The following is a 24,779-nucleotide window of genomic DNA, read 5'->3' as shown; positions in this document are numbered from 1 at the left end:
TTTAGTATTTAAAACCACGGTGAAGGGCAACAATACCGCCAGTAAGGTTTTGATAACTGGTTTGTTCAAAACCCGCATCTTCCATCATGCCTTTTAATGTTTCTTGATCTGGATGCATACGAATAGATTCAGCAAGGTATTGATAAGACTCGCCATCATTCGCTACCAGCTCACCCATCTTAGGTAAAATATTAAATGAGTAGAAATCGTAGGCTTTGCTTAATATTTCTTGCTCTGGTTTTGAGAACTCAAGCACGAGTAAACGGCCACCTGGCTTAAGAATACGATACATTGAGCGCAGAGCTTTATCTTTATCGGTCACGTTACGAAGACCAAACGCGATAGTAATTAAGTCAAAGCTGTTATCAGGAAATGGCAATGCTTCTGCATTCATTTGAACATATTCGATATTGCCCACACGACCAAGGTTACGAAGTTTCTCACGGCCAACTTTCAGCATTGAAGAGTTAATATCGCCTAAGATAACCTGACCGGTTTCACCCACTAGCTGACTAAATTTAGCGGTTAAATCACCTGTACCACCTGCAAGGTCCAATACATAGTGACCTTTGCGAACACCTGAACTTGCAATAGTTTGGCGTTTCCATAAACGATGAATACCGAACGACATAAGATCATTCATTACGTCATACTTTGCAGCGACTGAATGGAATACATCTGCAACCATTGATGCTTTGTCGTTTTCAGCAACGGTTTTATAGCCAAAATGCGTGGTCTTTTCTTGATTCTCGTTCATGATTAATCTCTATCGTGGCAATAAAGACTAGTGTACTTGATTGTAGCTGTAGGGTGCAATTTGATTATAACTAAATCATCAGATTAGCGTGGCTTTTCATGACTTAGCGCAGTTTTGAACTTTATTGGCCGGCAATAAAACTACTTTGTCCAAGTGACTTGGCTTTAGCGGCTGCTAAAGAGGCTTTACGAGCTAAACTGTTAAAGTCGCCATCACCTTCATGTTTAGCGATACCTAGGGCTAGGGTGATAGCAGGAAGTTTGGTGCCATTTTTTGAGCTGACAAAGCGCAGCTTTTCTACGCCATTTCGTACTTTTTCGGCAATTAAGTTCGCTGTCTCAGGCTCTATGTCGGCAAGTAAGATGGTAAATTCATCTTTACTTGTGCGCCCAGGTAAGCCGCTTTCTTGTACGTATTTTTGCACTTGCTTGGCGACTTTATTTAAAATTACCTCACCAATGACATCACCATAGTTTTCAATAAAATGGTTTAGGTTCTCAATGTGAATAGAGATAGCACAAACTGCTTTATTTTGGCCGACCCAGAGTTGGGTTTGTTGATTTAAGTAATGGCGCTTGTATAAGCCAGTTTGTTGGTCGGTAATGTGTTGTTTGCGTAATTGAGTGAGCTGTTTTTGGGTTTTTTCTTGCAGTGATTTGGCTTTTGCTATTTCTTGCTTAAATTGACGGTGCTGGTTGAGCAGTACTTCAGATTGCTTGCTAAGCATTTTTAATGCGTGACGCGTTTGCTCAATATTGTTTTCATCGATTGAATGCACACAGTCACTAACTTGATCAGCAAAGCGCACAATATTTTGTTCGTTATTGCTAGCATTACGCGAAAGAGTGTTAATTACTGAGTCAACGTTACGAACAATGGCGGTTTTCATTTTATGGCCTTGCTCTATAAAATCGAAATAAAGCTGTTCTACATAGACACAATCAATGGTTTTTCTTTGTGCGATAGCACGGTCAATAGCGGCGTTAAGTTTTGGGTTAGATTGGCTTACGTAGGTGTAAACAACTTGGTAGTTAAGTGGTGACGGCGGTAATGCATGATGTTCTAAAAAGATACATACCTTTGTCATTTTTTCTTGAGCAATAGCCATGGGATCATGGAACATCATTTTTCAATACCACTAAATACGCATATCAACCAATTAATAATCTCTTCCGTAAAGTTTATTTGCTTCCAAGCATAAATACCGAGTCTACAGTAATCTGTAATCAGTCTATTTAAAAGCAAAATCGCTAATTTTGGAACTTAAATTTGTTTCGTTTGTGTCTATTAGCTGATTTTCTCAACAACTTTAACAAGTGTAATTAAAAATTGCTTAAACCTTGCTCATTCTTATTTACACTGCGCTGTTAATTTGAGCGTATTTAACCTTAGCTTGGTCGCATTTGCTTGGGTTTTAGCCAGTGCTGCGCTACTTTAGCGATACTGATTAAAACTAAAAAGAATGCTATGAAACAAACATTGTCGCGAACTTTAAACCGTTCTGTTATTGCGGTTGCTTTAGCTTGTACTTTAAGCGCTTGCCAAGTAACAAATATTGATGCTGATCAGCAATTTACTCAAGTAGCCGAAAATATTGTTAATTATCGTCAAAGCATCAGCCCTTATGGTAAAGAAAATGGCGTTGATGGTTATTTATTAGAAAATCTATCGGCTGAATTTTTAGAACAAAAATACAAGAAGAATACAGAGTTACTTGCCGAGCTAGACGCTATCGACCGTGATAAGTTATCGGAAGAAAATCGCATTAATCTGACTATTTTGCGTGGCCAAGTGCAAAATAGTGTCGATGAATATGTGTTTAATGCGCACTATATGCCGCTGACATCTGAGTATGGCTTCCATTCTAGCCTATCATTTATGATATCAAGCTCAGATTACACAAAACCACAAGATTACCAGCTATATCTTGCTAAATTACAGCAAATTCCTCGCTACTTTTCGCAAAATATCGGCTGGATGCGTAAAGGTCTTGAAGTAGGTTTAACTCAACCAAAGGCTGTTTTAGAAGGCTATCAAGACTCAATCACGGCTTATATTGTTGATGATGCGACACAGTCTGAATTTTACAAACCATTTTTAAATAACACGGCAGGTGTAAGTGATAGCGAGTTTGCAGCGCTACAAAAGCAAGCGCAAACCATTATCACAGAACAAGTTATTCCGGCATATCAAGGTTACTTAACCTTCTTTAACAATGAGTATCAACCGGGTGCACGTACAGATATTGGTATTTCAAGTACGCCGAATGGCAAAGCGTTTTACGAAAATCGCGCTAAGTACTACACCACCACAGATATGACGCCAAAAGAAATCCATGAACTGGGTTTACAAGAAGTTGCGCGTATTCGTGCAGAAATGGAAAAAATTATTGAGAAAGTAGGCTTTGAAGGCTCGTTTGCTGATTTTGTGCACTTTTTACGTACTGATCCGCAATTTTACGCAAAAACACCAAAAGATTTGCTAAAAGAAGCGTCTTACATCGCCAAGAAAATGGATGCGCAGTTACCTAAGTTATTCCACACCTTGCCAAGAATGCCGTACGGTGTTGCACCAGTGCCAGAGAGTATTGCCCCTAAATATACAACCGGCCGTTACTCAGGTTCTCGCCGTGATGATCAAGCGGGTTATTACTGGGTTAATACCTATGCGTTAGATAAGCGCCCGTTGTATGTACTTGAAGCATTAACTTTGCACGAAGCTGTACCTGGGCATCATTTACAAATTTCACTTAATGCAGAACTTGAGTCATTACCAAGTTATCGCCGTAATGCATATTTGTCGGCATTTGGTGAAGGTTGGGGCTTATATTCGGAGTTTTTAGGTATCGAAGCGGGCTTTTATCAAGACCCATACAGTGATTTTGGTCGTTTAACCTATGAAATGTGGCGTGCAGCACGTTTAGTGGTTGATACAGGTATGCATATGTATGGCTGGAGCCGCGAACGCGCAATGAAATTTATGAGCGAAAACACTGCGCTATCATTACATAACGTAAAGACCGAAACTGACCGCTATATTTCATGGCCTGCACAAGCGTTGTCATACAAAATAGGTGAGTTAACAATTAAACGTTTACGCCACGAAGCTGAGCAAGCACTTGGTCAAGATTTCGATATTCGCGAATTCCACCATCAAGTATTACGTCATGGCTCAGTGCCAATGTCGGTGCTTGAAGAGCAAATTCAACTTTATATTAAAGCTGAATTAGCCAAACGAGCAGCATAGCGGCATAAAAGAAACGAAAAGGCGTGACTTACATCACGCCTTTTTTGTTTATTGCACGTAATATAAACACCTTATATGCTTTGAAGGATGTCATTTCACAAAGGGGCCTTGGATGAGTGATTTTATAATTTTTAGTATCGATGTTTTTGCCAGCTTGTTTATTTTTGCACTCGGCATAGGTTTGCTGGTGATTGTGTGCTTTTACATTAGTGATGTGACGCAGTCTAAGCAGGCGATTCGCCGTAATTACCCGGTGATCGGCCGCTTTCGTTATTTCTTTGAGCGCCAAGGTGAATTCTTCCGACAATACTTTTTTGCCATGGATAGGGAAGAGCTACCATTTAATCGTGCTGAGCGAAGCTGGGTTTATCGCGCAGCAAAAAATGTTGATCGCACTACTGCGTTTGGTTCAACCCAAAGCCTTGAAGCAACGGGAACGGTGATGTTTATGAACTGTGCGTTCCCAACCTTAGATGAAGATGCACTCGACCCGAGCGAAGTTACATTAGGGCCTTATTGCCACGTTCCTTATACAACAAACTCGTTATTTAATATTTCTGGCATGAGCTTTGGTGCCTTATCTAAGCCCGCGGTGCGCGCACTATCGCGAGGTGCAAAGTTAGCAGGTTGTTGGATGAATACCGGTGAAGGAGGACTCAGCCCTTACCACCTTGAAGGTGGCGCTGATATTGTGTTTCAGATTGGCACGGCAAAATATGGTGTACGAGATGAGCACGGTAAATTAAGCACCGAAAAACTCAAAGCGATTGCTGAGCACGAACAAGTTAAAATGTTCGAAATTAAAATGAGTCAAGGTGCTAAACCCGGTAAAGGAGGTATGTTACCAGGGCGCAAAGTGACTGCTGAAATTGCAAAAATTCGGGGTATTCCTGAAGGGCATGATTCGATTAGTCCAAATGGTCATCCAGAGATTAAATGCCCAGCAGATTTACTCGATATGATTGAAACGGTACGCAGTACCACAGGTAAACCAACCGGTTTTAAAGCGGTGATTGGTGAATACACTTGGCTCGAAACCTTGTTCAGTGAAATCAATAACCGAGGCATTGAATCTGCCCCTGACTTTATCACTATAGATAGTGCCGACGGTGGAACGGGCGCAGCCCCTCAACCCTTGATGGATTCAGTTGGTTTACCGCTACGAGAGAGCCTGCCTTTGGTTGTTGATCTGCTAAAAAAACATGGTCTCAGAGAGCGTGTAAAAGTGATTGCATCGGGTAAGCTAATCGTACCGTCAAAAGTGGCTTGGGCACTTGCATTGGGTGCTGATTTTATTGTGTCGGCGCGTGGTCATATGTTTTCGCTTGGTTGTATTCAGGCTCTACAATGTAATAAAGATACCTGCCCGACCGGTATTACGACTCATAATGAACGCTTACAGCGAGGCCTCGATGTGACCGATAAGGCTCAGCGTGTTGCTAACTATAATAAATATATTCATTACGGGGCAGGGCTGATTGCTCATTCATGTGGTGTATCAAGTGCCCGCGAGTTAGCTCGCCAGCATGTGCGAGTGGTACAAGAAAATGGTTTATCAGAGCCGCTCGATAAAATGTATGAGCACTACAATAAATAATCTTGTTGAATAATTAAAAGGCGCATTGAGCGCCTTTTTACTTTTTGATTATTAGTTTAATAAACTGATTAATAAAGAAAAGAACTCGTCTTTATTGTTACAGCTTGTGGCATTGAGCATCAGTTGCTCGCCAAGTACGAGCGTTTGCTGTTGTACTGCTAAACGAGCTTGTGCATCTTCAATACCGTCTATATCTGCAACATGGGCTAAACCAATAGTACGGCGAATAAGTTCAGCGCCACAGTAGCCAATCGCATCACGCAATACGTGTTGTAAATAATCTTCGCTAAAGGCGCGGTTTGCAAAGCTAATATCAGTTGCTTCGCTGCTTGCTAGGTTTAACCAATGTTGCTCAAATTGGCTATAACAGTCTTGTAAGCAGGTTAATAAATGGGTTTGATACTGGCGGCGTTTTGCTTGCTCTGTAATACGGGCGTTTTGGGCGCAGTAATTTAGTAGCAAGTTACCCATAAATGAGCCGATATCAAAGCCAACAGGGCCAAAAAAACCGAACTCTGGGTCGATCATTTTAGTGGTTTTGCTATCAACAAAAATGCTGCCACTATGCATATCGCCATGCAATAAAGTTTGCGGGCATGATAAGAACTTAGCTTTTAATTTCGCTGCGGCCAGTTTTAAACCATCATTATTTCGAATACTTTCGACGTGCTCATTAAGCTCAGCAGGGAAATTATTGCGCTCATGCTCAATGTACGGATCAGTAAAGAATAAGTCTTCTGTGATCTTACATAAATCAGGATTAATAAATTGGCCGACTTTGGCTTTTTTATCTTCAGCAGATAAGTAAAAGTCTGAGTTATAAAAGCCTGTTCGGCTTAAATAGAGCGCAACATGGCTGGCCAATAATGGAAATTGCTCTGCATTGATTTGTGCGCCACGTAAAATTTGTAACTCACCTAAATCTTCTAACACGGTTAATGCCAGCTCTACATTGTGATGCAATATCGCCACGGTATGCTCTGGGCATAACTTACCATGATTAATCAATACTTCGGCTTCGATTCTGGCGCGGTCTAACGATAATGGCCATGACTCACCTACGCAGCGGGCATAAGGGAGTGCTTGCTTTAGAATTACACTGTTGTTGTGCTGATCAGCAACCCGAAAAACTAAGTTTAAGTTTCCGTCTCCAAACTCGTATGCAGTCAGTGCTGCATCAGCAGGGAAGACTGAAATTAGTTCACTTTTAACAAGTTCTTTAATGTAATCAACAGCATGCTCTGCATTAAAGGCAGTGTATTTAGCCATGGCTCTATCTCGTAATACAATTAACTTTGAGCATTCTATACCTGTAACCGTTTAGATGTCCATACATCTAGCTTGTTAGTTATCAAAACTGATGTAAAATAACTATTCACTTAAATTAGTTATTCATTAGTTATTCGGATTCAGTATGCAAGATCTCATCGCCAGCAGTATTAAATATCAGCAAGGTACGCTAACCGTGCTTGATCAGTATTTGTTGCCACATCAACAGCATTGGCATGTATGTAACGATGTTGAAACGATGAAAGATTTGATTCTGACTTTGAAAATCCGGGGAGCGCCTTTAATCGGCTTAGGTGCTAGCTTATTGGTTGCACACCTAGCTGAGCAAGGCATGAGTCAATCAGCACTTGCTATTGCCATTGATGAACTAGAAGCAACCCGCCCAACAGCGGTAAACCTTATGCACTGCATGGCCAAGTTACGTGCAGCGCTTGCAGAGACTGACTTTGTAACTGCTGTTGTTTCTACTGCTGAGCAGTTATTTAAAGAAGATATTGCCCTTTGCGATAGCATGGCAGAACGTGGTGCGGCTTTGGTAAATAAGGGAGATAACATTTTAACCCATTGTAATACAGGTGCTTTAGCGACTGCGGGCGTAGGTACTGCATTAGGTGTGATTTATAAAGCTCAGCAACGCCATGGTGATATTCATGTTTGGGTTGATGAAACAAGGCCGTTACTGCAAGGCGGTCGTTTAACGGCTTTTGAGCTTGAGCGCTGGCAAATTCCTTATACCTTGATTTGCGATAACATGGCGGCTAGTTTAATGGCGGCAGGTAAAGTCGATAAAATCTTTGTAGGTGCCGATCGCATTGCTGCAAACGGTGATTTTGCCAATAAGGTAGGCACATATAACCTTGCTGTGTTAGCGCATTTCCATAACATTCCATTTTATGTCGTTGCGCCACTTACGACGCTTGATACACATACACAGTGTGGTGCAGATATCGAAATTGAACAACGCACCCCTAATGAAGTGCGCGGTGTTAGTGGTAGTTTTGGTGAAGCGATGTGGGCACCGACTAACGCAAAGGTTTATAACCCAGCATTTGATGTTACACCGGCTAGCCTAGTCACAGGATGGGTGCTCGATAGCGGAGTTTATAACCAGTCCGATATCGAGCAAGGTATTCTAAAGCAGTTAAAGTCGTAAATTACTCAGCACTTTTTTTAGTGTAGAGCTCAATGCTATTTTGAGTATTTGCTGTTACGAATGAAATAGCGAGCTTGTCATTATTGGCATTGATATGCGTTATATAGTGTAAGGGCCGCATTTTCAGTGCCAGATCAACATCCTGTATGTTTGCCAAGTTAATACTATAAATTTCATTATTTGTGGCGATATATAAGCTGTGATGGTTGCTTGTCATAGTGATAATTGAAGGCTTTAGCTCGATTAGTTTGTCAGGAGTTATCAGCTCACTATAAGTGTTACTGTCACTATCTAAAAGCAAATATTTTCCGTACTTAGAATGGACGATTAGCTGATTATCATCATACCAAGCAATTGCCAATGGGGTGTCGATGGTGCTTTTGACAACCTCATTGCTGTTGGTGTGTAAAATCATTAGTTGGTTTTGCTGGTTACTAAGCTCGGTAAAAATTACTGCAATTTTATTACCTCTGACTGCTGCCAGTTTGCTGTTTCCTGGTAGTGTCCAGTGCTTAACCTCTGAAAAGTCATTGGCATTTAATAAGCTTAGCTTTTGATTGGTTTTATTAAAACTCACCAGTTGACTGCTGTCGTTATTTGCAGAAATAATAGTGGTATCTTTACCAATCTTGTCGGTTATATCTATATATTGGTTGTTTTTTCTGAGCCAGTGTTGTCGTTTATGATATTCAAGATCAGCGAAGTAGACATCATTATTAGTTAGGGCGACCAAATCACCTTCATGCTTATTAGCCGTGGCAATATAGCTCATTTCTTTTGATGTTAGGTCAAATATAGCCGCATCACTGTCGTGTATATCAGTACTGATCAGTACACTTTGTTTATTAAGAGGGTAAGCGTAATTTGCTCGCTTTACTGGGGCTTTAATGGCTTGCCCCCGACTCATGGTATCAAATGAATATGATTCAATTGTTAATTTACTGCGGTTATACCAAATAAGCGAGTTAGTTTGTTCATCATAAGTCGCAGCCCAAGCTCGGTATTCGTTGGTGGTTAAAAGTTTGAGTGAGCTACCGTCTAAATTCGCTATATAAATTTCTGTTTGGCCAACATTGTGGCGTTCAAAAATAACACGGTTGGGGTTTTTAAGTGTTGTTAAAATATAATCGCCGGTGCCAGTAATATTAGGTGATGTAATGCGAATTTCCTCACCTGTCTTTAAGTCCAGCGCATACAGAGCAGATAAGTGGGTTAAGCCACGGTAATTATTACGCCTTGTAATTGCCACATTACCAATTTCAATGTACTGATCTGGTGTGATATTTAATATAGATTGATTTGTAACTGGCTTTAGTACTACTTCATTTGATAGCAAATTACTTGCTTGCCAAGCACTACAGTCATTGAAGTCACTGTTTTCACATGAACTATAAAATAGCCTCTCGCCATCTTTAGACCATCCCTGTAAAAAGATAGCGCCAGATGTAATTGAGTACTCTTTTTTAGTCGTTAAGTCGACAACATAAATATGTTGATTTTCATTTTGCAGCACATAGGCAAGCTGCGTTTTGTCGTGGTTTAGCAATAATTGATAGTGTGTGCCTTTATGCCATGAAATGGTTTCAGCTTGCAGGTCTAAAAATGGTGCTTCGTTTTGTACTTCATCATTTGCTTTAGGCTGTTGTGAAAATAACCAAATAGCAGTAATCAATACACCAAGCACTAACGCTGCAAAAGGCCATGGCCAGCGTGAAGAATGCGCTTTTTGCTCATTAATGGCCGTAGGTTTAACTTGGGTATCAGCGTCTTTATCTACTGTTATTACATTTTCTGTTTTTGGCAGCTCTCTATTCACAGCGTGATCAAGAGACTTAACTTCAATAAATAGGCTATAACCTTTGCGGTAATGGGTTTTAATGGTTTGCCCGGGCTGCTTTTCTGACTTGAGTACTTTTCTTAATTCAGAGATGGCACGGTTAATGGCATTGTCATCAACAAAGCTTTGTTGCCAAATGTTTTCAACCAACTCTTGGCGAATGATAATGCGATCATTATGAGTAATGAAAAAGCACAAGAGTTTATAGAGTAAAGGTTCTAGTTCGCGCGTATGAGTGCCATCGCTGATGGTTTGCTGCTGAGTGTTAAATTGCCACTCACCCACATAAATAACGGTATCGCGTAAGGGTGAAAATGCCGACCCCATGTTTAGTCCTTTAGCAAATAATGAGTACTTATTAATGGGGAGGATAATAGCAGCTTTTGTTCTTAATTTGGGTCTTTTTGTTTTATATTTGTAAATTAAAGGCTGTTTTTTGCAACATATAGCCAAGCTTGGTTGTTACATTGGAATGTTTCTGCAATTCGCTGATAATCATCTACTTCGTAAGCGTCTGCCTGGGCAAGCTCTTGTTCGGTGATTAAGTAAATTGTGCCATTAACCGTATCACTTTGTTTGCCCGTTTTGATTAAGGCCGGGTGAAAACGTTGACCACTACTTTTAAGGACAGCTTCGTCGGTGATCTCGACTTCACCAATGACATACCCAGTTAGCGTAGCAGGTTGACCTTCGAGCAAACGCCCGAAGGTATCAAGCTGAACCTGCGGGTACTGTAAGGTACCGTACGAGAATAGTTTTTCCATGTTAGTCTAGCAGTGGGAAGTTGGTAGCAATGGTTGACTCAGTGCTTTTAGCGACCCAACCTTCGGTATTATTGAATAAGCGAATTGCTGTGAATTCAGGGTCGCTGCCCATATCAAACCAATGTGGTGTGAGTTCTGGTACTGAAATTAGGTCACCTTGTTGGCAAAGCACTTGATATACTTTGTCGCCTAAATGTAAGCAGAATAAACCTTGGCCTTTCACAAAAAAACGAACTTCATCTTCGCTATGTGTATGTTCAAACAAGAACTTACTGCGAAGTTCGCTGGCATTTGGATTACCCTTAGCAAGCGAAATAACATCCACTGTTTGATAGCCCCCTTCAGCTTTTAGCCGATCTATATCGTTAGCATAAGCAGTTAAAATAGCGTCTTGGCTGGTATCTTGGTCAATTTGTGCTGTTGCTTGCCACTGCTCAAAGCGAACGCCAACTGTATTTAGTTCATTGGCAATAGCGCTTAAGTCTTCACTATGAAACAGTATGTCGTTTGCGTTGTTATCGTTATAAATAGTTAATTGACTCATGCTAACAGCTCCGCGCTAAATTCCGAAAAGTCATTGATATATGGGTGAGCGTCACTTACCGCTTGGCCATCGCGAACAAGGTGCAAAGTTCCAAGGCCTGCAGCTTTAGCAGCATCAAGCTCTGCCACCACATCGCTTAAGAACAACACTTCGGCAGCGTCAAATGGTAGCTCGGCAATAATATTCTCATAAGAGCTTTGCTGTTGTTTTGCGCCGACTTTAGTGTCGAAGTAATCACTAAATAAAGGTCTAACATCACCGTAGTCAGAAAATTCAAAAATCAGGTGTTGGGCTTTTACTGAGCCTGATGAGTAGACATATAAACTTTTACCAGCTTTTTTTTGGGCTTGTAAAAAGTCATAAGCATCTGGGTAAAGGTGGCCAGTAAAATCACCACTTTCGTAGCCCGTTTGCCAAATTAAGCCTTGCAACTGCTTGAGTGGGGTAATTTTTTGATCTGTTTCAATCCAATGAATTAAATGCTTAATGACCGTGTCGATATCGGCTTCGGGTTGTTCAATATGTGCTTTAACAGCCTCAATTTGTGCTGCAACTTCTGGGTCTGTTTGATGTGATTTTACAAACTCAGGTAATTGCCCTGCCGCGTAAGGAAATAATACGTCTTTAACAAATGAGATGCGGGTAATAGTGCCTTCAATATCGGTTAAAATTGCTTTGATCATGGCTGAACTCCAGCTTGAATACCTTCTAGTTTTAGGCGCTCAAGCTCACAGCTAAATAGAAACTCTAATCCTTCTAAATGACGAAGTACTTCTTTGATATCTCGGCCAACGACATATAAACCATGGCCACGAATTAATACGGCATGCTCAATAGGCGTGTGAAGGTGATGATCACTGACCAGTAAGCTTAAACGGTCAATGTCTTGGTCATTATCAAAAATAGGAATAGTTAAGTTATCTAAGTGCGATTTAACACCGCTTAAAGATTTTTGCATTTCGTAGCCATGTAAATTGATAGCGTGACCTTTGATCACGCGAGATAACACGGTTGCTGCAACAGAATGAGTGTGCAAAACAAATTTAGCTGATGGGATTAGCTTATACATATTTAAATGTAGCTCAGTTTCAGCTGATGGATTGCCAGAGCCTTTAGTACGATTGCCTTCATGATCAAATTCAATAAATGCATGAGTGCCGAGTTGACCTTTATCGAAACCACTTGCTGTGACGACATAACCGCTTGCAGTGCGGGCTGAAAAGTTACCACCAGTAGCAGGGACCCAGCCACGTTGGCTTACCCATTTACCAGCTTCAATTAGTTCTGAAATAGCGGTATTGTTATGCATATATTCCTCGACATTCTAAAAGTTATTTAGACGGCTATACATCTGTTTTAAGCAATGATAGCATCGCTTCGGGCGCAAAACCATCTTTAAGGAACCTCTGTGTTTGAAAGTAAATTGCCGAATTTAGGCACCAGTATTTTTAGTCAAATGACCGCTCTAGCCAATAAGCACCAAGCGCTTAATTTATCTCAGGGTTTTCCTGAATTTGATGCACCAGAATTACTAAAAAAACAGCTCAATCATTATGTACTTGAGGGAGCAAACCAATATGCGCCTTCAAGTGGGGTTGCAAAGCTACAACAGCAAATAGCGGCTTTGATAGCTAGAAAATACCATAACAACATAAATTACGAGCAACAAGTTACCGTCACCTCAGGGGCTACAGAGGCATTATTCGTAGCAATTCAAGCGCTTGTTAAAGAGGGTGATGAAGTTGCGGTATTTGACCCAGCGTATGACTCGTATCAACCGGCAATTGAGCTTGCTGGCGGTCGCTCAGTTCACGTTGCCTTACATGCGCCAGACTACAAAATCGATTGGCAAGCAGTAGCTGATGTTATTACAGACAAAACACGTGTCATCATTATCAACACGCCACATAACCCAAGCGGTAAAATATTTAAAACAGAAGATATTAATGCCCTTAAAGCGCTTGTTACTAAGCATGATTTATATGTAATTAGTGATGAAGTGTATGAGCACATTACCTTTGATGGCGCTTTGCATTTTAGTGCGCTGACCGACCCTGAGTTATTTGCACGCAGTTTTGTGATCTCAAGCTTTGGCAAAACTTTTCATAGCACCGGCTGGAAGATTGGTTATTGTGTTGCACCTGCCCAATTAATGGGGGAGTTTCGTAAAATTCACCAATATGTGACTTTTTCAAGCTTTACGCCTGCCCAGCATGCACTAGCCGATATGCTCGAGTTAGAGCCAGAACATGTTGATGAATTGAGTTGTTTTTATCAACAAAAACGCGACTTGCTCAGCGAAGCATTAGCGCAAAGCCGCTTTAAAATATTACCAAGTGAAGGTACCTACTTTTTATTAGTCGATTACAGTGATGTGTCTGATCTTGATGATGTTGAGTTTTGCCAATGGCTGGTTGAGCAAGCGGGTGTTGCAGCTGTACCACTCAGTGTGTTTTATAACAGTACAAGCAGCGATAAGGTGATTCGTTTATGCTTTGCAAAAAATGATGACACATTAAAACGTGCCGCGGAGATTTTATGCCAACTTTAACCTTAGCTTTAGTGCAGTCATCACTGCATTGGCTTGAAAAAAGCGCTAACCTTGCGCACTTTACAGAGCAGCTTAACAGTTTTAACGAGCAGGTTGATTTAATTGTCTTGCCAGAAACATTTGCCACGGGTTTTGCGATTAATCTAGATTGCAGCGAACCAGAACAAGGCGAGGTACTTAGCTGGTTAAAAGCCACAGCTAAGCAAAAAAATGCTGTGGTTGCAGGCTCTGTTTTAGTTGCAAAAGGCGACAAAAAGGCTAATCGCTTTTATTGGGTTTGGCCAAATGGTGAAGTGAAGTATTACGACAAACGCCATTTATTCTGTTTAGGTAACGAAGGCAATTTCGTCGCAGCAGGTGAGCAGCGCGAGATATTCGCTATCAATGATTTTCGCATTTTGCCGCAAGTGTGTTACGACTTACGCTTTCCTGTATTTCAGCGTAATTGCAACGACTACGATGTGATGATCAACGTAGCTAATTGGCCAGCAGCTCGTCGCCATGTATGGGATACTCTTCTAAAAGCACGCGCGATGGAAAACCTGTGTTATGTCGTGGGTGTGAATCGCATTGGTGCTGATGGTAATAATGTTGCCCACAGTGGTGGTACTGCCGTTTATGACTTTAAAGGCGACACCTTGGCTAAGCTTGAAGATGACCAATCGGGTATCATTATTCAGCGCTTAGAAAAATCACCGCTTGATGACTTTCGAAGAGCGTTTCCTGCTCACTTAGATGCTGATCAATTTCAGTTACTGTAATTGCTCGAAGCCGCATACTCAAAAATTTGTTAAACTCATGGTTGGATTATTTACTATAAGCAATCATGAGTCGCAAAATCACCCCCGTTATTCTTGCTGGTGGCATAGGTTCTCGTTTATGGCCTTTGTCGCGTAAAGCGATGCCTAAGCAGTTTTTATCTTTGCTTAGCGAAAAGTCACTGTTACAGAGCACGCTTTTACGAGTAGCTGACCCACGATTTAATGCGCCAATTTTAGTGTGTAATGAAGAGCATCGTTTTATTGCTAAAGCGCAAATTGCAGAAATCACAGATAGCTATACTTTATTGCTTGAACCTGAAGGTAAAAATACTGCACCAGCGATTGCCTTGGCCGCTGAATTTGCATTGCAAAATGGTCTAACCGATCCCTTACTAGTCATGCCTGCTGATCACCATATCATTGATTTTGATAAGCTTATTGCCTGCTTAGATAATGCGATAGCGCTTTGTCAGCAACAACAATTAGTAACCTTTGCCATTACTCCCACTGAGCCACATACCGGTTATGGTTATATTCGCCAAGGCGAGCAGTTAGCTCATGAAGGGTGTTTTAAGGTGGCTGAATTCAAAGAAAAACCAGCCCTGCAATTAGCCGAAAAATACTTTGCCAGTGGTGAGTATGGCTGGAATAGCGGCATGTTTTTATTTTTGCCAGATGTGTATTTAAGCGAGCTTAATCGTTTTGCGCCAAAGATTGCTGACAGTGTCGCAAAAGCGGCAAGCTTCACTGCAGATTTCGGTTTTCAAAGACCCGTTGCGACTGAGCTTACAGCATGCCCAAGTGATTCTATTGATTATGCTATTTTGGAGCGTAGCGCTAACGTTGCTGTTATTCCTGTTGATTTAAATTGGAGTGATGTTGGCAGCTTTTCTGCGTTATCGAAAATCGCAGAAAAAGACCAGCATGGCAATTATTTAGCCTCACAAGGGGTGAGTTTAGATAGCGAAAATAATCTACTTATCAGCGAAGCCGACCATACTATTGCAGCGCTCGGCGTGAGTAATCAAGCAATTATACATACTCACGATGCCACCTTAGTGGCAGACAAAAGTGCGCTCGATAAGCTCCCAGATTTACTTAAACAGCTTGCTGTTGTCGATAACGATAAACTAACCCACCATCAAGCCGTATTCAGACCTTGGGGCAACTATCGAACTTTAATTGAAAGTACAGGCTTTAAAGTAAAGAAAATCATCGTAAACAGCGGCGCAAAGCTCTCAACTCAACGCCATCAGTACCGTGCAGAGCATTGGGTTGTCGTATCTGGAGTGGCAAGCGTGCGAGTTGGCGATGACGAATTTGAATTAACAGCTGATCAATCTTGTTATATTGCAGCTAAGCAATTGCACAGCCTTGCTAATCAACAAAACACGCCACTGATCGTTATCGAAGTACAAACCGGAGCGATACTTGATGAAACAGACATCGAGCGATTTGATGATAGGTATGGAAGGGAGTAGGTTGGTTTGAGCGGAGCGAAACCCAACGTAGGCGGAGCTATCAGCTATCAGCCGTCAGACGTCAGTTGAGCGGTGGAGTTGTTGAGTGCAGTGTCTTACTCAGCATTCACTCTGTTCATTCTTTGAGTAGGTTGGTTTGAGCGAAGCGAAACCCAACGTAAGCGGAGCTATCAGTTTTCAGCTTTCAGACGTCAGTTGAGCGGTGGAGTTGTTGAGTGCAGTGTCTTACTCAGCATTCACTCTGTTCATTCTTTGAGTAGGTTGGTTTGAGCGGAGCGAAACCCAACGTAAGCGGAGCTATCAGTTTTCAGCCGTCAGACGTCAGTTGAGCGGTGGAGTTGTTGAGTACAGTGTCTTACTCAGCATTCACTCTGTTCATTCTTTGAGTAGGTTGGTTTTCGCGGAGCGAAACCTAACGTAAGCGGAGCTATCAGCTTTCAGCCGTCAGACTTCAGTTGATCAGAGCAGTAGGCTTGGCTTACAACGTTTAAACTTTACCCTTACTAACCACTAACCACTAATATAAATTTCTATATTCTCCACATTCTCACGCTGAGTGAATGCCATCGTATTCGCTGTGTTTATCAGTAGTTGTTGCTGTTGTTTTTCGAGTTTTAGCTCTGCGCTAAGTAGCTCTTTGCGAATGGTAGGGTAGCCTGGGATCTCGGTTTGAATAGTTTTCAGGTAGGCGCGTGTGGCTCGTAGGGGCTGTAAAGCTTGTTGGTCAAATTCGGCAATGCACGACTCAAGCTCACTCAGTTGAGAGGGTGTTACAGCCAGCTCTAAAGAATCAAGATAATAAAGCAGCAGGCAAAGGTTAACATTTTTTCTTTGCTGGTTTTGATAGCCTAGTAGCTTGGTTTGCATGCCGTCTTTGCTGTAAAGCTTGCATGCAAACTGCCAAAACTGTTCGCTGTTAAGCGGTTTCATCGGCAAAGGCCTGCTCTTTTTCTTCAAGCTCTTCAAGTGCCATGAGCAGCTCTTCTTCATCGTCATTAAGCTTCGGGGTTAAGCTTGCTTGCTTAGCGAGTAGCTCTGTCAGTTTGGCTTTATTTTCATCACTGTATAAGTCATTGTCAGCAAGAGCGCTTTCGATTTCTCCAAGCTCTGTTGAATACTTATCAAGTTGCTTTTCAAGCTTTTCGATTTGTTTTTTCAACGGCTGCACTGACTTTCTGAACTCAGCTTCTAAGCGCTTTTGCTCTTTGCGGTTAACGCTTGAATGGGTTTTAGGGGCATTGTCTTCAGGGCTTTTAGCGGCTTCTTTATTGGCATTGAGTAGCCATTGGTAATAGGCATCAAGGTCATAACCAAATTGTGTTACTTCGCCGTTATCAACGAGGTAATACTCATCAGCGGTATTTTTAAGCATATGACGGTCGTGCGATACGGTCACCATAGCGCCTTCAAAGCCTTGCAGCGCCATAACTAAAGCATGGCGCATTTCTAAATCGAGGTGGTTAGTCGGCTCATCCAGTAACAGTAGGTTTGGCTTTTGGTACACCAGCATTGCTAGTACTAAACGGGCTTTTTCACCGCCAGAAAATGGCGCAACTGGCTCAAGAGCTTTATCGCCAAAGAACGCAAAGCCACCTAAAAAGTCACGAAGTGATTGCTCAGGAGCTTGCGGATTTAAACGTTGTAAATGGGTCACTGCACTGGCTTTTAAATCGAGTGACTCAAGTTGATGCTGCGCAAAGTAACCAATATTTAAGCCCTGATGCTGAAATACTTCACCTGCTTGAGGCTGTAAATCGCCAGCTAATAATTTAATCAGTGTTGATTTACCCGCACCATTTCGGCCAAGCAGCGCAATACGGCTACCCGGCACAAGGTTTAGCTTGATGCTGTGTAAAATGGTGGTGTCGCCATAGCCAGCTTTGGCTTGGTCGAGAGTCATTAATGGGTTTGGCAGCGCTGTTGGCTCAGCAAATTCAAAATCAAAGGGTGAGTCAACATGGGCTGGGGCTAACTTTTCCATCCGCTCTAGGGCTTTTACGCGGCTTTGTGCTTGCTTAGCCTTACTGGCTTTTGCTTTGAAGCGTGTAATGAATTTTTCTAGATGAGCAATTTGCTCTTGTTGCTTTTCGAACATCGCTTGTTGTTGTAATAAGCGCTCTGCTTTTTGGCGTTCGAATTGCGAGTAATTGCCTTTATAAACATTTATTTTTTGTGCGTCTATGTGCCAAATTTGGTCAACAACGGCATCTAAGAACTCTCGGTCATGGGAAATAAGCACAAGAGTGCCTGTGTAGGCACGTAAAAAGCGTTCTAACCAGTAAACCGCATCGAGATCTAAGTGGTTGGTTGGCTCATCCAGCAGTAATAAATCGGCATCACGAATAAGTGCTTGTGCTAAGTTTAAGCGCATACGCCAGCCACCAGAAAAGGCACTCACTGGGTTGTCTATTTGCTCATTACTAAAACCTAAACCGTGTAATAGCTCTCCTGCTTTTGCCTCAATGCTATAGCCTTGAATATGTTCTAGGCCAATATGTGCTTTTGCCTGCGCATCGCCGTCGTTATTTTGCTCAGCTTCGCGTAGCGCAATTCTTAGCGCGTAATATTCAGGGTGACCTTGTAATACATAATCCAGAGCGCTGATTTCGAGCGCGGGAGTTTCTTGCTTTACAGAGGCAATTGACCAATCTTTAGGAATTTGGCATTCACCGGCATCGAGTTGCAATTCAGACTTTAATAGCGCGAACAGCGTTGATTTACCACAGCCATTAGCGCCAACAAGGCCGACTTTATGCTCTGGGAATAAGGTTGCAGAAGCCCCTTTTAGTAAGGCGTTACCGCCACGTAGAAGTTCGATGTCTGAAATTTGGATCATGAATGTTTACTTGCACAGCACTGATTAAATTGCCGCTATCATAACACGGATCACATTAGCCTTCGCAATCGTATCAAACAGAGAATTATTAGGCTAAAATAGCCGCCTACATGCCACGGGAGATCATCTATGAGACAAAGAAAACGCTTTATTGCTGGCGCATCATGCCCTGAGTGTAAGGCCATGGATACCATGATGCTTTATAAAGAACATGATGTGGAAAAAGTGGAGTGCGTACAGTGTGGTCACAAAATGACGCAACCAGAGCAGGCTGTGCAAGCCTCAACACGCCAATTTGAGCAAGTGATTGGTGTATTTAAGCCGGGCGATTAATTCCCGGCTCTATCACTACTTAATTAATAGTGCGGCGGTGGCGGCTCTTGCATTTGTGACATTAAAGATGGCTGCTGCGCTTCTTTAATCTTTTCTGCAAGTAACTCTGTCTGGCGTTTCATTTTAGCCAGCTGCTGTTGGTGCGCTTTAAGCTCATCATTTAATATTTCAATTGTTTCATCTTGAAAAGCGACTTTCGCTTCAAGTTCCATTAGACGATCTTCAATTGTATTCATTTGATTCTCTTAGATTAAAACTTTCAGCGAATCCGCTGGAGCTTTCGGTTAATAACGCTTGGTTGTTATCAGTAAACGCAACATCTAACACCACGGCTGATTTTGGGCGGCTTCCTTCTCGAGGGATTACTTGCCACGTTTGTAATTTTTTACCTGACTCTAGCTGCCATAAATCAACCAATCGATTGGGTGATCCGGTGGCAATTAAAGTGCCTTCATCGTTAAAACGGACGGCGGTAAAAATTTTCTGACGCGCAATATACGCCAGTTTGCTAACAAGATCACCTGTAGTCAGTTGCCATACATTTGCTTGCTTCATACTGTCTGCGGTAAATGCGTAACGACCTTGTGGATCAAGGGCAACTTGAGTAACGCGACTTGGGTGATTAAAGCGATGGATCACTTGCCCTGTACGAGTGTCCCAAAAGTAAGCAACATAGTCATTTGAGCCGCTAATGGCGTAGTGACCGTTAGGTGAAAGGTCAACAACATTGACTTTTTCTTGGTGGCCAAGGAACTCTATGCGCCTGCCACTCTCTAAGTCGAGGTAAACGACTACACCGTCGGCGCGGCCATATAACACACTGCGCCCTTGGTTACTTATCGCGATATCTCGAATTGTTGAGGCGTGTATTTTGTAATAACCTGTGTTGTTGCCCGTGGCAATGTCCCACACTGCAAAGGTGGACTTCTCAGCGGTAACTGCATGGCTATTGTCGAACGAGATAGCAACAGTATGAACCAAGCTATCTTGATTTTGTTGTTGGAACCATTGGTATTTTAGCACCTGTTGTTGATTATCCCACAGTGCGACCCCATGGTGTATTGATGAGATTAAGCTGTATTTACCATCGTGCGACAGCGCGGAGGCGAAGGCACCTTTAGCCGCATGCTCATAGCGTGCAGTTGATTGCTCATGTTGCTCAGAGCAGGCTACAACTAAGCAAAGGCTGAGCAGATACAAAAAAGTACGAAATATCGACATATTACGAGTATTTCCCCTTAACTCTTAGTGATTGAGAGGTTAGACTAGGTCTCGTTGAAGGCCTAGGTTGTTAGTCTAATCGCTGATCATGCATAAGCATGACGTTAGTTATTAGACAAGCAGCCTACCATGTAGGTCGTTAATCTTTAACTAGTAATAATACAATAATTGACAACTGCAAAGTGTGTCGGAGATATAAAATGAGAAAGACGATTAAATTGTCATTGATTGCAGCGTCAGTTTTAGCGCTTACAGCTTGTAATCAGGAAGCAAAAAAAGAACAGCAAGTTGAAGTTAAACTAGAGACTGAAGCTCAACAACAAGCATACGGTATTGGTGCATCTGTTGGTAATTTCTTAAACCAAGACCTTGCTGATAAAAAAGCGCTAGGTGTTGAATTAGACGAAGCACTTCTTAAGCGTGGTTTTGAAGACGCACTAGCGGGTAACGCTAAACTTGATGACGAAAAAATTCGTGAAGTGTTAACGGCGCTTGATCAAAGCATTCGCACTAAACAACAAGAAAAAGCGAAAGTAGAATCTGAAAAGAGCAAAGCTGAAGGCGAAAAATACCTAGCTGAAAACGCGAAGAAAGAAGGCGTTACAGTAACTGAATCTGGCCTACAGTACGAAGTGATTACTGAAGGTGAAGGCGAAAAGCCAGTAGCAACTGACGTTGTTAAAGTTCACTACAAAGGCACTTTATTAGACGGTACTGAGTTCGATAGCTCTTACTCACGTAACGAACCAACCACTTTCCCACTTAACCGTGTGATCCCAGGTTGGACTGAAGGTTTACAATTAATGCCAGTTGGCTCTAAGTACAAGTTCACTATTCCATCTGAACTTGCATACGGTGAGCGTGATCTTGGTAAGATCCCTGCAAATTCAACGCTTGTTTTCGAAGTAGAATTACTTGAAATCCAAAGCGATGAAAAAGCTGTACCAGCTGAGTAATATTTAACTCAATAAAAAAGGGCTGAAAAGCCCTTTTTTATGCGTGAAGTTTATTAACTAAATGCCGCTTCTTTCATTTTTAATGTGCCACTATCTGCATCAAGCTCAACCACCGTACCAACAGGCAGGATAAATTGGCGCTTAATATGGCCAATCATGGCCCCACGATAAGCAGGAATTCCCAGCGGTTTTATATAATCTGTAAAAATATCGTCAAGGGTTAAAGAGCCATAACCACGGCCAGGCTTACAGTCATTACAATCGCCAAATACAAAGCCTGCAATCTTATCCAGTGCGCCCATGAGTTTTAGTGTGCTCATCATCCTGTCAATTCGATACGGTGCTTCGTCGATATCTTCTAAAAATAGAATTGCGCCATTAAAGTCAGGTAAATAATTTGAGCCTGCGAGGGCTGTCAGTACTGTTAAGTTGCCTCCTATTAATCGTCCAGTGGCTTTACCTGGTGTAATCGATTGGGTCAGGTACTGAGTGTTAACAAGCTCATCATCGGCTTTTGGTAAGTTTTGGAAATGCATTAGCTTACGCGCTTCGAACATGTTCTTAAATTGCGTAACATGAAACGGATTCCAGTCACTCGATGCATTTGGGCCATGAAAGCTGATTAACCCAGCTTGAGACAGTAACGCGTTGTGAAGAGCGGTAATATCTGAATAGCCCATCAAAGGTTTTGGGTTGTTACGGATCATCCCGTAGTCGAGCAAAGGTAAAATACGCGCAGCACCAGAACCGCCACGTAAACACAAAATGGCATCAACCTCTTTGTCGCTGAATAAACTATTTAAGTCGCCGGCTCGCATTGTATCAGTGCCAGCTAAATGCCCACGTCTTGCTAAAATGTTTGGTGCAAGTTTAGCCTTGTAACCCAGTGCTTCTATAACGCCCTTTGCTAATATGATATCAGCGTGCGCAGCAGTGGCAGCTGAAGGGCTACACACACCAATCGTACCGCCTTTAGGAAGAGCTTTTGGCTTAATTAATGTTTGGTTACTGCTATTCTGTGCCGCCATTAAGGGAGCTGATGTTAAACTTGCGCCAGCGGCAAGAATTGAAAGTGACTTTAAAAATGACCGTTTATTCATAGCGAGCCTCATGTTTTTATAGTATGAGTATCGCATTGAAGAAAATATTTCAAATATTTGTTACGAATGGAATAGATGATTCTTTTGAGGCAGGCAAAAAAGGTGCTTTTCAGCAGAGAGTGTTTCTCTGCTGTGCAACTAAGCTGTTAGCTGGTGTGATTAGAATATAAGTTATCGATTAACTCATCTTCTAGTTCAAAGCGCAGTTCAAGTGCTTCGCCTAAGATTGATAGGTCTTTATCAAACTCATCAAGTAAGTCATCTTTGTCAACTTCTGCGTATTTGTCGTTAAAGTCGAGCGCTACATCTGTGGTTTCAGAAATGCGTGGGTATAAGGCATTAGCCAGCTTTTCGCTCTCAGGACCTTTTTCTTCACACGCTTTGGCAATGTCGTCGTAAATTTCGAAATGGCCAGCAGAAAGGTAATCCATCAGAATTTGGCAAAAGTTTTGAATTTGCAGCTGATCAGGAAGGGCGTGATCTTTCTTTTCGTACGGTGAAAAGCCTGCAATACGGCAGAACAACACAAGCAGCTCTTGACGTTCTGTGAGCCATTTGTCGATTACAGAGTGACTACCACCCCATTTTTGTTGAGCTTTTTCCAAACGCGTCAGCATATTTCATCTCCTCGCTGAGTAGGTTTTCCTTTGTATATATAAAAAGGAAATATGACACAAAGATCAACTAAATTCTTAGTGTCTAATTGCAACAGATTGTAAAAGTCATTCTAAAGACATACTTTTCAGCATTGAATAGGCCAAAAAATGACCTTGTTTTTAGAGTGGACTTTTTTTGCTCTCATTGCAGTGTATGGGAATTGATTCAAAACTACTAGTATTAATTTTGCGATTTTTATCTAAGCGGAGGAGTTATAATTTGCTGATTTAGAAAAGAAAAAACCACCAAAATTGGTGGTTTAATTCTTTTTCTAAGACTTGTTAAAACAAGCGTTCTTATTATTATGGGAAGATTGTTGTTCTTATTGTTATAAGATTTTTATTATTGTTTTTGTTAACGCGGGATAAGTTATACCAAGCTTTTTTGTATGTTGCAAATTTATTAATAGAAAGTTTTAAAATTATTTTGTTTTTGCTCAAAAAACGCACATTAGGCTTAGTGGTGCTTAAAAAACATGATCTATATCTAGCCTTGATTATCTATCCATAGTGAGACGCGCAATATGGTGATACAATCTGCTCAATTTCATTCAGTTCTAGGATCCTATACGCATGAGCGAATTAAAAAACGATCGTTATTTACGTGCACTACAAAAGCAACCTGTTGATGTCACACCGGTATGGATGATGCGCCAAGCTGGCCGTTATTTACCTGAATACCGTGCTACACGTGCCCAAGCAGGCGACTTTATGAGTTTATGTAAAAACGCTGAACTTGCTTGTGAAGTAACGTTACAGCCATTACGTCGTTATCCGCTTGATGCTGCAATTCTATTCAGTGATATTTTAACTATTCCTGATGCTATGGGCCTAGGTCTTTACTTCGAAACAGGTGAAGGTCCGAAATTTGAACGTCCGATTTCTTCATTAGCAGATGTTAAAAAAATCCCAAATATCGATCCAACTGATGAGCTTGGTTATGTGATGAATGCGGTAAGTACGATTCGTCGCGAATTAAAAGGTGAAGTACCGCTAATTGGTTTCTCTGGTTCACCTTGGACACTTGCCACTTACATGGTTGAAGGTGGTAGCAGCAAAACATTTGGTAAAATCAAGAAAATGGCCTTCGCGGAGCCACAAACACTGCACCTATTACTTGATAAATTAGCGGACTCAGTAATTGACTATTTAAACGCGCAAGTTAAAGCGGGCGCGCAATCGTTAATGGTATTTGACTCATGGGGCGGTGTATTAAGCCCACGTGACTACAATGAGTTTTCATTACAGTACATGCACAAGATTGTTGATGGCTTAATTCGCGAACACGATGGCCGTAAAGTGCCAGTGACGTTATTTACTAAAAATGGTGGTCAGTGGATTGAAGCAATTGCAGCAACAGGCTGTGATGCAGTAGGCCTAGACTGGACTATTAACATCGGTGATGCAAAACGTCGTGTTGGCGACAAAGTAGCGCTGCAAGGCAACATGGACCCTGCAATGCTGCATGGCACGCCTGAGCGTATTCGCCAAGAAGTTGCCACTATCCTAGAAGACTTTGGTACAGGCTCAGGCCATGTATTCAACCTAGGTCACGGTATTACACCAGATGTAGACCCAGAAAACGCAGGTGTATTTATCAACGCTGTTCATGAATTCAGTGGTAAATACCACAAATAAGCAAAAGCTAATCGTAAAAAAGCCCGCATTAAGCGGGCTTTTTGTTGTAATTTACTTC

The 24,779-nt window shown here is 41.8% G+C and carries 23 protein-coding genes; 9 read left to right on the top strand and 14 right to left on the bottom strand.

The annotated features are described in order from the left end of the window. Window position 1 precedes the first annotated feature (1 nt). Window positions 2–757, bottom strand: a complete 756-nt coding sequence (ubiE, locus tag KQP93_RS16835) for a bifunctional demethylmenaquinone methyltransferase/2-methoxy-6-polyprenyl-1,4-benzoquinol methylase UbiE (RefSeq protein WP_055020565.1) — start codon at window positions 755–757, stop codon at window positions 2–4. 121 nt (window positions 758–878) lie between these two features. After that, entirely contained in the window at window positions 879–1,865 is a 987-nt protein-coding gene (locus KQP93_RS16830) for a GGDEF domain-containing protein (protein WP_054563036.1), read from the bottom strand. A 359-nt stretch (window positions 1,866–2,224) separates the two neighbouring features. Here KQP93_RS16830 and KQP93_RS16825 point away from each other — a divergent pair, with 359 nt between their 5' ends. Then, window positions 2,225–4,003, top strand: a complete 1,779-nt coding sequence (locus KQP93_RS16825) for a DUF885 domain-containing protein (RefSeq protein WP_217875296.1) — start codon at window positions 2,225–2,227, stop codon at window positions 4,001–4,003. 112 nt (window positions 4,004–4,115) lie between these two features. Beyond that, on the top strand, window positions 4,116–5,600 hold the full coding sequence (locus KQP93_RS16820; protein WP_217875295.1) for an FMN-binding glutamate synthase family protein: 1,485 nt from the start codon (window positions 4,116–4,118) through the stop codon (window positions 5,598–5,600). A 51-nt stretch (window positions 5,601–5,651) separates the two neighbouring features. Here the strand turns inward: KQP93_RS16820 and mtnK are convergent, their stop codons facing one another. Next, window positions 5,652–6,869, bottom strand: a complete 1,218-nt coding sequence (gene mtnK / locus KQP93_RS16815) for an S-methyl-5-thioribose kinase (protein ID WP_217875294.1) — start codon at window positions 6,867–6,869, stop codon at window positions 5,652–5,654. 145 nt (window positions 6,870–7,014) lie between these two features. Here mtnK and mtnA point away from each other — a divergent pair, with 145 nt between their 5' ends. Next, on the top strand, window positions 7,015–8,043 hold the full coding sequence (gene mtnA, locus KQP93_RS16810) for an S-methyl-5-thioribose-1-phosphate isomerase (protein WP_217875293.1): 1,029 nt from the start codon (window positions 7,015–7,017) through the stop codon (window positions 8,041–8,043). A 1-nt stretch (window position 8,044) separates the two neighbouring features. Here the strand turns inward: mtnA and KQP93_RS16805 are convergent, their stop codons facing one another. The 5 genes from KQP93_RS16805 to KQP93_RS16785 form a co-directional block, all read right to left on the bottom strand. Further along, window positions 8,045–10,207, bottom strand: a complete 2,163-nt coding sequence (locus tag KQP93_RS16805) for a winged helix-turn-helix domain-containing protein (RefSeq protein ID WP_217875292.1) — start codon at window positions 10,205–10,207, stop codon at window positions 8,045–8,047. A gap of 95 nt (window positions 10,208–10,302) precedes the next feature. Next, window positions 10,303–10,644, bottom strand: coding sequence for a gamma-glutamylcyclotransferase family protein (locus tag KQP93_RS16800; protein ID WP_217875291.1), 342 nt, complete (start codon window positions 10,642–10,644; stop codon window positions 10,303–10,305). Window position 10,645: 1 nt separating this feature from the next. Next, window positions 10,646–11,188: a 1,2-dihydroxy-3-keto-5-methylthiopentene dioxygenase gene (locus KQP93_RS16795; protein WP_217875290.1), complete on the bottom strand. Its 543-nt coding sequence runs from the start codon at window positions 11,186–11,188 to the stop codon at window positions 10,646–10,648. Next, a complete protein-coding gene (gene mtnC, locus KQP93_RS16790; protein ID WP_217875289.1) occupies window positions 11,185–11,871 on the bottom strand; it encodes an acireductone synthase in 687 nt (228 codons plus the stop codon). The genes KQP93_RS16795 and mtnC overlap by 4 nt, the downstream gene beginning before the upstream one ends. Further along, the gene (locus KQP93_RS16785; RefSeq protein WP_217875288.1) at window positions 11,868–12,497 is read right to left on the bottom strand and encodes a methylthioribulose 1-phosphate dehydratase; all 630 of its coding nucleotides are present in this window, start codon (window positions 12,495–12,497) and stop codon (window positions 11,868–11,870) included. Before KQP93_RS16785 ends, mtnC begins: the two co-directional genes overlap by 4 nt. Before the next feature lie 99 nt (window positions 12,498–12,596). Here KQP93_RS16785 and KQP93_RS16780 point away from each other — a divergent pair, with 99 nt between their 5' ends. The 3 genes from KQP93_RS16780 to KQP93_RS16770 all read left to right on the top strand — a co-directional run bounded on the left by KQP93_RS16780 (window position 12,597) and on the right by KQP93_RS16770 (window position 15,981). Further along, window positions 12,597–13,739 (top strand): methionine aminotransferase, encoded by a 1,143-nt coding sequence (locus tag KQP93_RS16780; protein WP_217875287.1) that lies wholly within the window; start codon window positions 12,597–12,599, stop codon window positions 13,737–13,739. Then, window positions 13,727–14,500 carry an amidohydrolase gene (locus KQP93_RS16775; protein ID WP_217875286.1) on the top strand — a complete coding sequence of 258 codons (774 nt, stop codon included), beginning with the start codon at window positions 13,727–13,729 and terminating at the stop codon, window positions 14,498–14,500. Before KQP93_RS16780 ends, KQP93_RS16775 begins: the two co-directional genes overlap by 13 nt. A 65-nt stretch (window positions 14,501–14,565) precedes the next feature. Further along, the gene (locus KQP93_RS16770; RefSeq protein WP_217875285.1) at window positions 14,566–15,981 is read left to right on the top strand and encodes a mannose-1-phosphate guanylyltransferase/mannose-6-phosphate isomerase; all 1,416 of its coding nucleotides are present in this window, start codon (window positions 14,566–14,568) and stop codon (window positions 15,979–15,981) included. Between the two features lie 510 nt (window positions 15,982–16,491). Here KQP93_RS16770 and KQP93_RS16765 read toward each other — a convergent pair. Then, entirely contained in the window at window positions 16,492–16,911 is a 420-nt protein-coding gene (locus tag KQP93_RS16765) for a TIGR02444 family protein (protein WP_217875284.1), read from the bottom strand. Beyond that, window positions 16,898–18,817, bottom strand: coding sequence for an ATP-binding cassette domain-containing protein (locus tag KQP93_RS16760; protein WP_217875283.1), 1,920 nt, complete (start codon window positions 18,815–18,817; stop codon window positions 16,898–16,900). Before KQP93_RS16760 ends, KQP93_RS16765 begins: the two co-directional genes overlap by 14 nt. Before the next feature lie 129 nt (window positions 18,818–18,946). On the opposite strand from KQP93_RS16760, the gene KQP93_RS16755 reads away from it, so the two are divergent. Next, the gene (locus KQP93_RS16755) at window positions 18,947–19,150 is read left to right on the top strand and encodes a YheV family putative zinc ribbon protein (protein ID WP_054554491.1); all 204 of its coding nucleotides are present in this window, start codon (window positions 18,947–18,949) and stop codon (window positions 19,148–19,150) included. Between the two features lie 23 nt (window positions 19,151–19,173). On the opposite strand, the gene KQP93_RS16750 is transcribed toward KQP93_RS16755, so the two are convergent. Together KQP93_RS16750 and KQP93_RS16745 are read right to left on the bottom strand one after the other, a co-directional pair. After that, on the bottom strand, window positions 19,174–19,386 hold the full coding sequence (locus KQP93_RS16750) for a SlyX family protein (protein ID WP_054554490.1): 213 nt from the start codon (window positions 19,384–19,386) through the stop codon (window positions 19,174–19,176). Beyond that, window positions 19,373–20,371 carry a WD40 repeat domain-containing protein gene (locus KQP93_RS16745; RefSeq protein ID WP_055198592.1) on the bottom strand — a complete coding sequence of 333 codons (999 nt, stop codon included), beginning with the start codon at window positions 20,369–20,371 and terminating at the stop codon, window positions 19,373–19,375. The genes KQP93_RS16750 and KQP93_RS16745 overlap by 14 nt, the downstream gene beginning before the upstream one ends. A 200-nt stretch (window positions 20,372–20,571) precedes the next feature. Between KQP93_RS16745 and fkpA the strand changes: the two genes are divergently transcribed. Continuing rightward, the gene (gene fkpA, locus KQP93_RS16740) at window positions 20,572–21,327 is read left to right on the top strand and encodes an FKBP-type peptidyl-prolyl cis-trans isomerase (RefSeq protein WP_217875282.1); all 756 of its coding nucleotides are present in this window, start codon (window positions 20,572–20,574) and stop codon (window positions 21,325–21,327) included. Window positions 21,328–21,380: 53 nt separating this feature from the next. Here fkpA and KQP93_RS16735 read toward each other — a convergent pair whose 3' ends face one another. Both KQP93_RS16735 and rsd read right to left on the bottom strand, forming a co-directional pair. Continuing rightward, window positions 21,381–22,427 (bottom strand): S66 peptidase family protein, encoded by a 1,047-nt coding sequence (locus KQP93_RS16735; protein WP_217875281.1) that lies wholly within the window; start codon window positions 22,425–22,427, stop codon window positions 21,381–21,383. Window positions 22,428–22,573: 146 nt separating this feature from the next. Further along, window positions 22,574–23,044, bottom strand: coding sequence for a sigma D regulator (rsd, locus tag KQP93_RS16730; RefSeq protein WP_217875280.1), 471 nt, complete (start codon window positions 23,042–23,044; stop codon window positions 22,574–22,576). A 612-nt stretch (window positions 23,045–23,656) separates the two neighbouring features. On the opposite strand from rsd, the gene hemE reads away from it, so the two are divergent. Further along, window positions 23,657–24,721: a uroporphyrinogen decarboxylase gene (hemE, locus tag KQP93_RS16725; RefSeq protein ID WP_054562901.1), complete on the top strand. Its 1,065-nt coding sequence runs from the start codon at window positions 23,657–23,659 to the stop codon at window positions 24,719–24,721. Window positions 24,722–24,779 lie beyond the last annotated feature (58 nt).

The organism is Pseudoalteromonas shioyasakiensis, from assembly GCF_019134595.1.
In the GTDB taxonomy this organism is placed as follows: Bacteria; Pseudomonadota; Gammaproteobacteria; order Enterobacterales; family Alteromonadaceae; genus Pseudoalteromonas; species Pseudoalteromonas shioyasakiensis_A.
This window is presented reverse-complemented; position numbering and strand designations above follow the sequence as displayed.

Coding starts and splice junctions, on each gene's coding strand:
- ubiE (WP_055020565.1), bottom strand. CDS start 757: ATGAACGAGAATCAAGAAAAGACCACGCATTTTGGCTATAAAACCGTT.
- KQP93_RS16830 (WP_054563036.1), bottom strand. CDS start 1,865: ATGGCTATTGCTCAAGAAAAAATGACAAAGGTATGTATCTTTTTAGAA.
- KQP93_RS16825 (WP_217875296.1), top strand. CDS start 2,225: ATGAAACAAACATTGTCGCGAACTTTAAACCGTTCTGTTATTGCGGTT.
- KQP93_RS16820 (WP_217875295.1), top strand. CDS start 4,116: ATGAGTGATTTTATAATTTTTAGTATCGATGTTTTTGCCAGCTTGTTT.
- mtnK (WP_217875294.1), bottom strand. CDS start 6,869: ATGGCTAAATACACTGCCTTTAATGCAGAGCATGCTGTTGATTACATT.
- mtnA (WP_217875293.1), top strand. CDS start 7,015: ATGCAAGATCTCATCGCCAGCAGTATTAAATATCAGCAAGGTACGCTA.
- KQP93_RS16805 (WP_217875292.1), bottom strand. CDS start 10,207: ATGGGGTCGGCATTTTCACCCTTACGCGATACCGTTATTTATGTGGGT.
- KQP93_RS16800 (WP_217875291.1), bottom strand. CDS start 10,644: ATGGAAAAACTATTCTCGTACGGTACCTTACAGTACCCGCAGGTTCAG.
- KQP93_RS16795 (WP_217875290.1), bottom strand. CDS start 11,188: ATGAGTCAATTAACTATTTATAACGATAACAACGCAAACGACATACTG.
- mtnC (WP_217875289.1), bottom strand. CDS start 11,871: ATGATCAAAGCAATTTTAACCGATATTGAAGGCACTATTACCCGCATC.
- KQP93_RS16785 (WP_217875288.1), bottom strand. CDS start 12,497: ATGCATAACAATACCGCTATTTCAGAACTAATTGAAGCTGGTAAATGG.
- KQP93_RS16775 (WP_217875286.1), top strand. CDS start 13,727: ATGCCAACTTTAACCTTAGCTTTAGTGCAGTCATCACTGCATTGGCTT.
- KQP93_RS16770 (WP_217875285.1), top strand. CDS start 14,566: ATGAGTCGCAAAATCACCCCCGTTATTCTTGCTGGTGGCATAGGTTCT.
- KQP93_RS16765 (WP_217875284.1), bottom strand. CDS start 16,911: ATGAAACCGCTTAACAGCGAACAGTTTTGGCAGTTTGCATGCAAGCTT.
- KQP93_RS16760 (WP_217875283.1), bottom strand. CDS start 18,817: ATGATCCAAATTTCAGACATCGAACTTCTACGTGGCGGTAACGCCTTA.
- KQP93_RS16755 (WP_054554491.1), top strand. CDS start 18,947: ATGAGACAAAGAAAACGCTTTATTGCTGGCGCATCATGCCCTGAGTGT.
- KQP93_RS16750 (WP_054554490.1), bottom strand. CDS start 19,386: ATGAATACAATTGAAGATCGTCTAATGGAACTTGAAGCGAAAGTCGCT.
- KQP93_RS16745 (WP_055198592.1), bottom strand. CDS start 20,371: ATGTCGATATTTCGTACTTTTTTGTATCTGCTCAGCCTTTGCTTAGTT.
- fkpA (WP_217875282.1), top strand. CDS start 20,572: ATGAGAAAGACGATTAAATTGTCATTGATTGCAGCGTCAGTTTTAGCG.
- KQP93_RS16735 (WP_217875281.1), bottom strand. CDS start 22,427: ATGAATAAACGGTCATTTTTAAAGTCACTTTCAATTCTTGCCGCTGGC.
- rsd (WP_217875280.1), bottom strand. CDS start 23,044: ATGCTGACGCGTTTGGAAAAAGCTCAACAAAAATGGGGTGGTAGTCAC.
- hemE (WP_054562901.1), top strand. CDS start 23,657: ATGAGCGAATTAAAAAACGATCGTTATTTACGTGCACTACAAAAGCAA.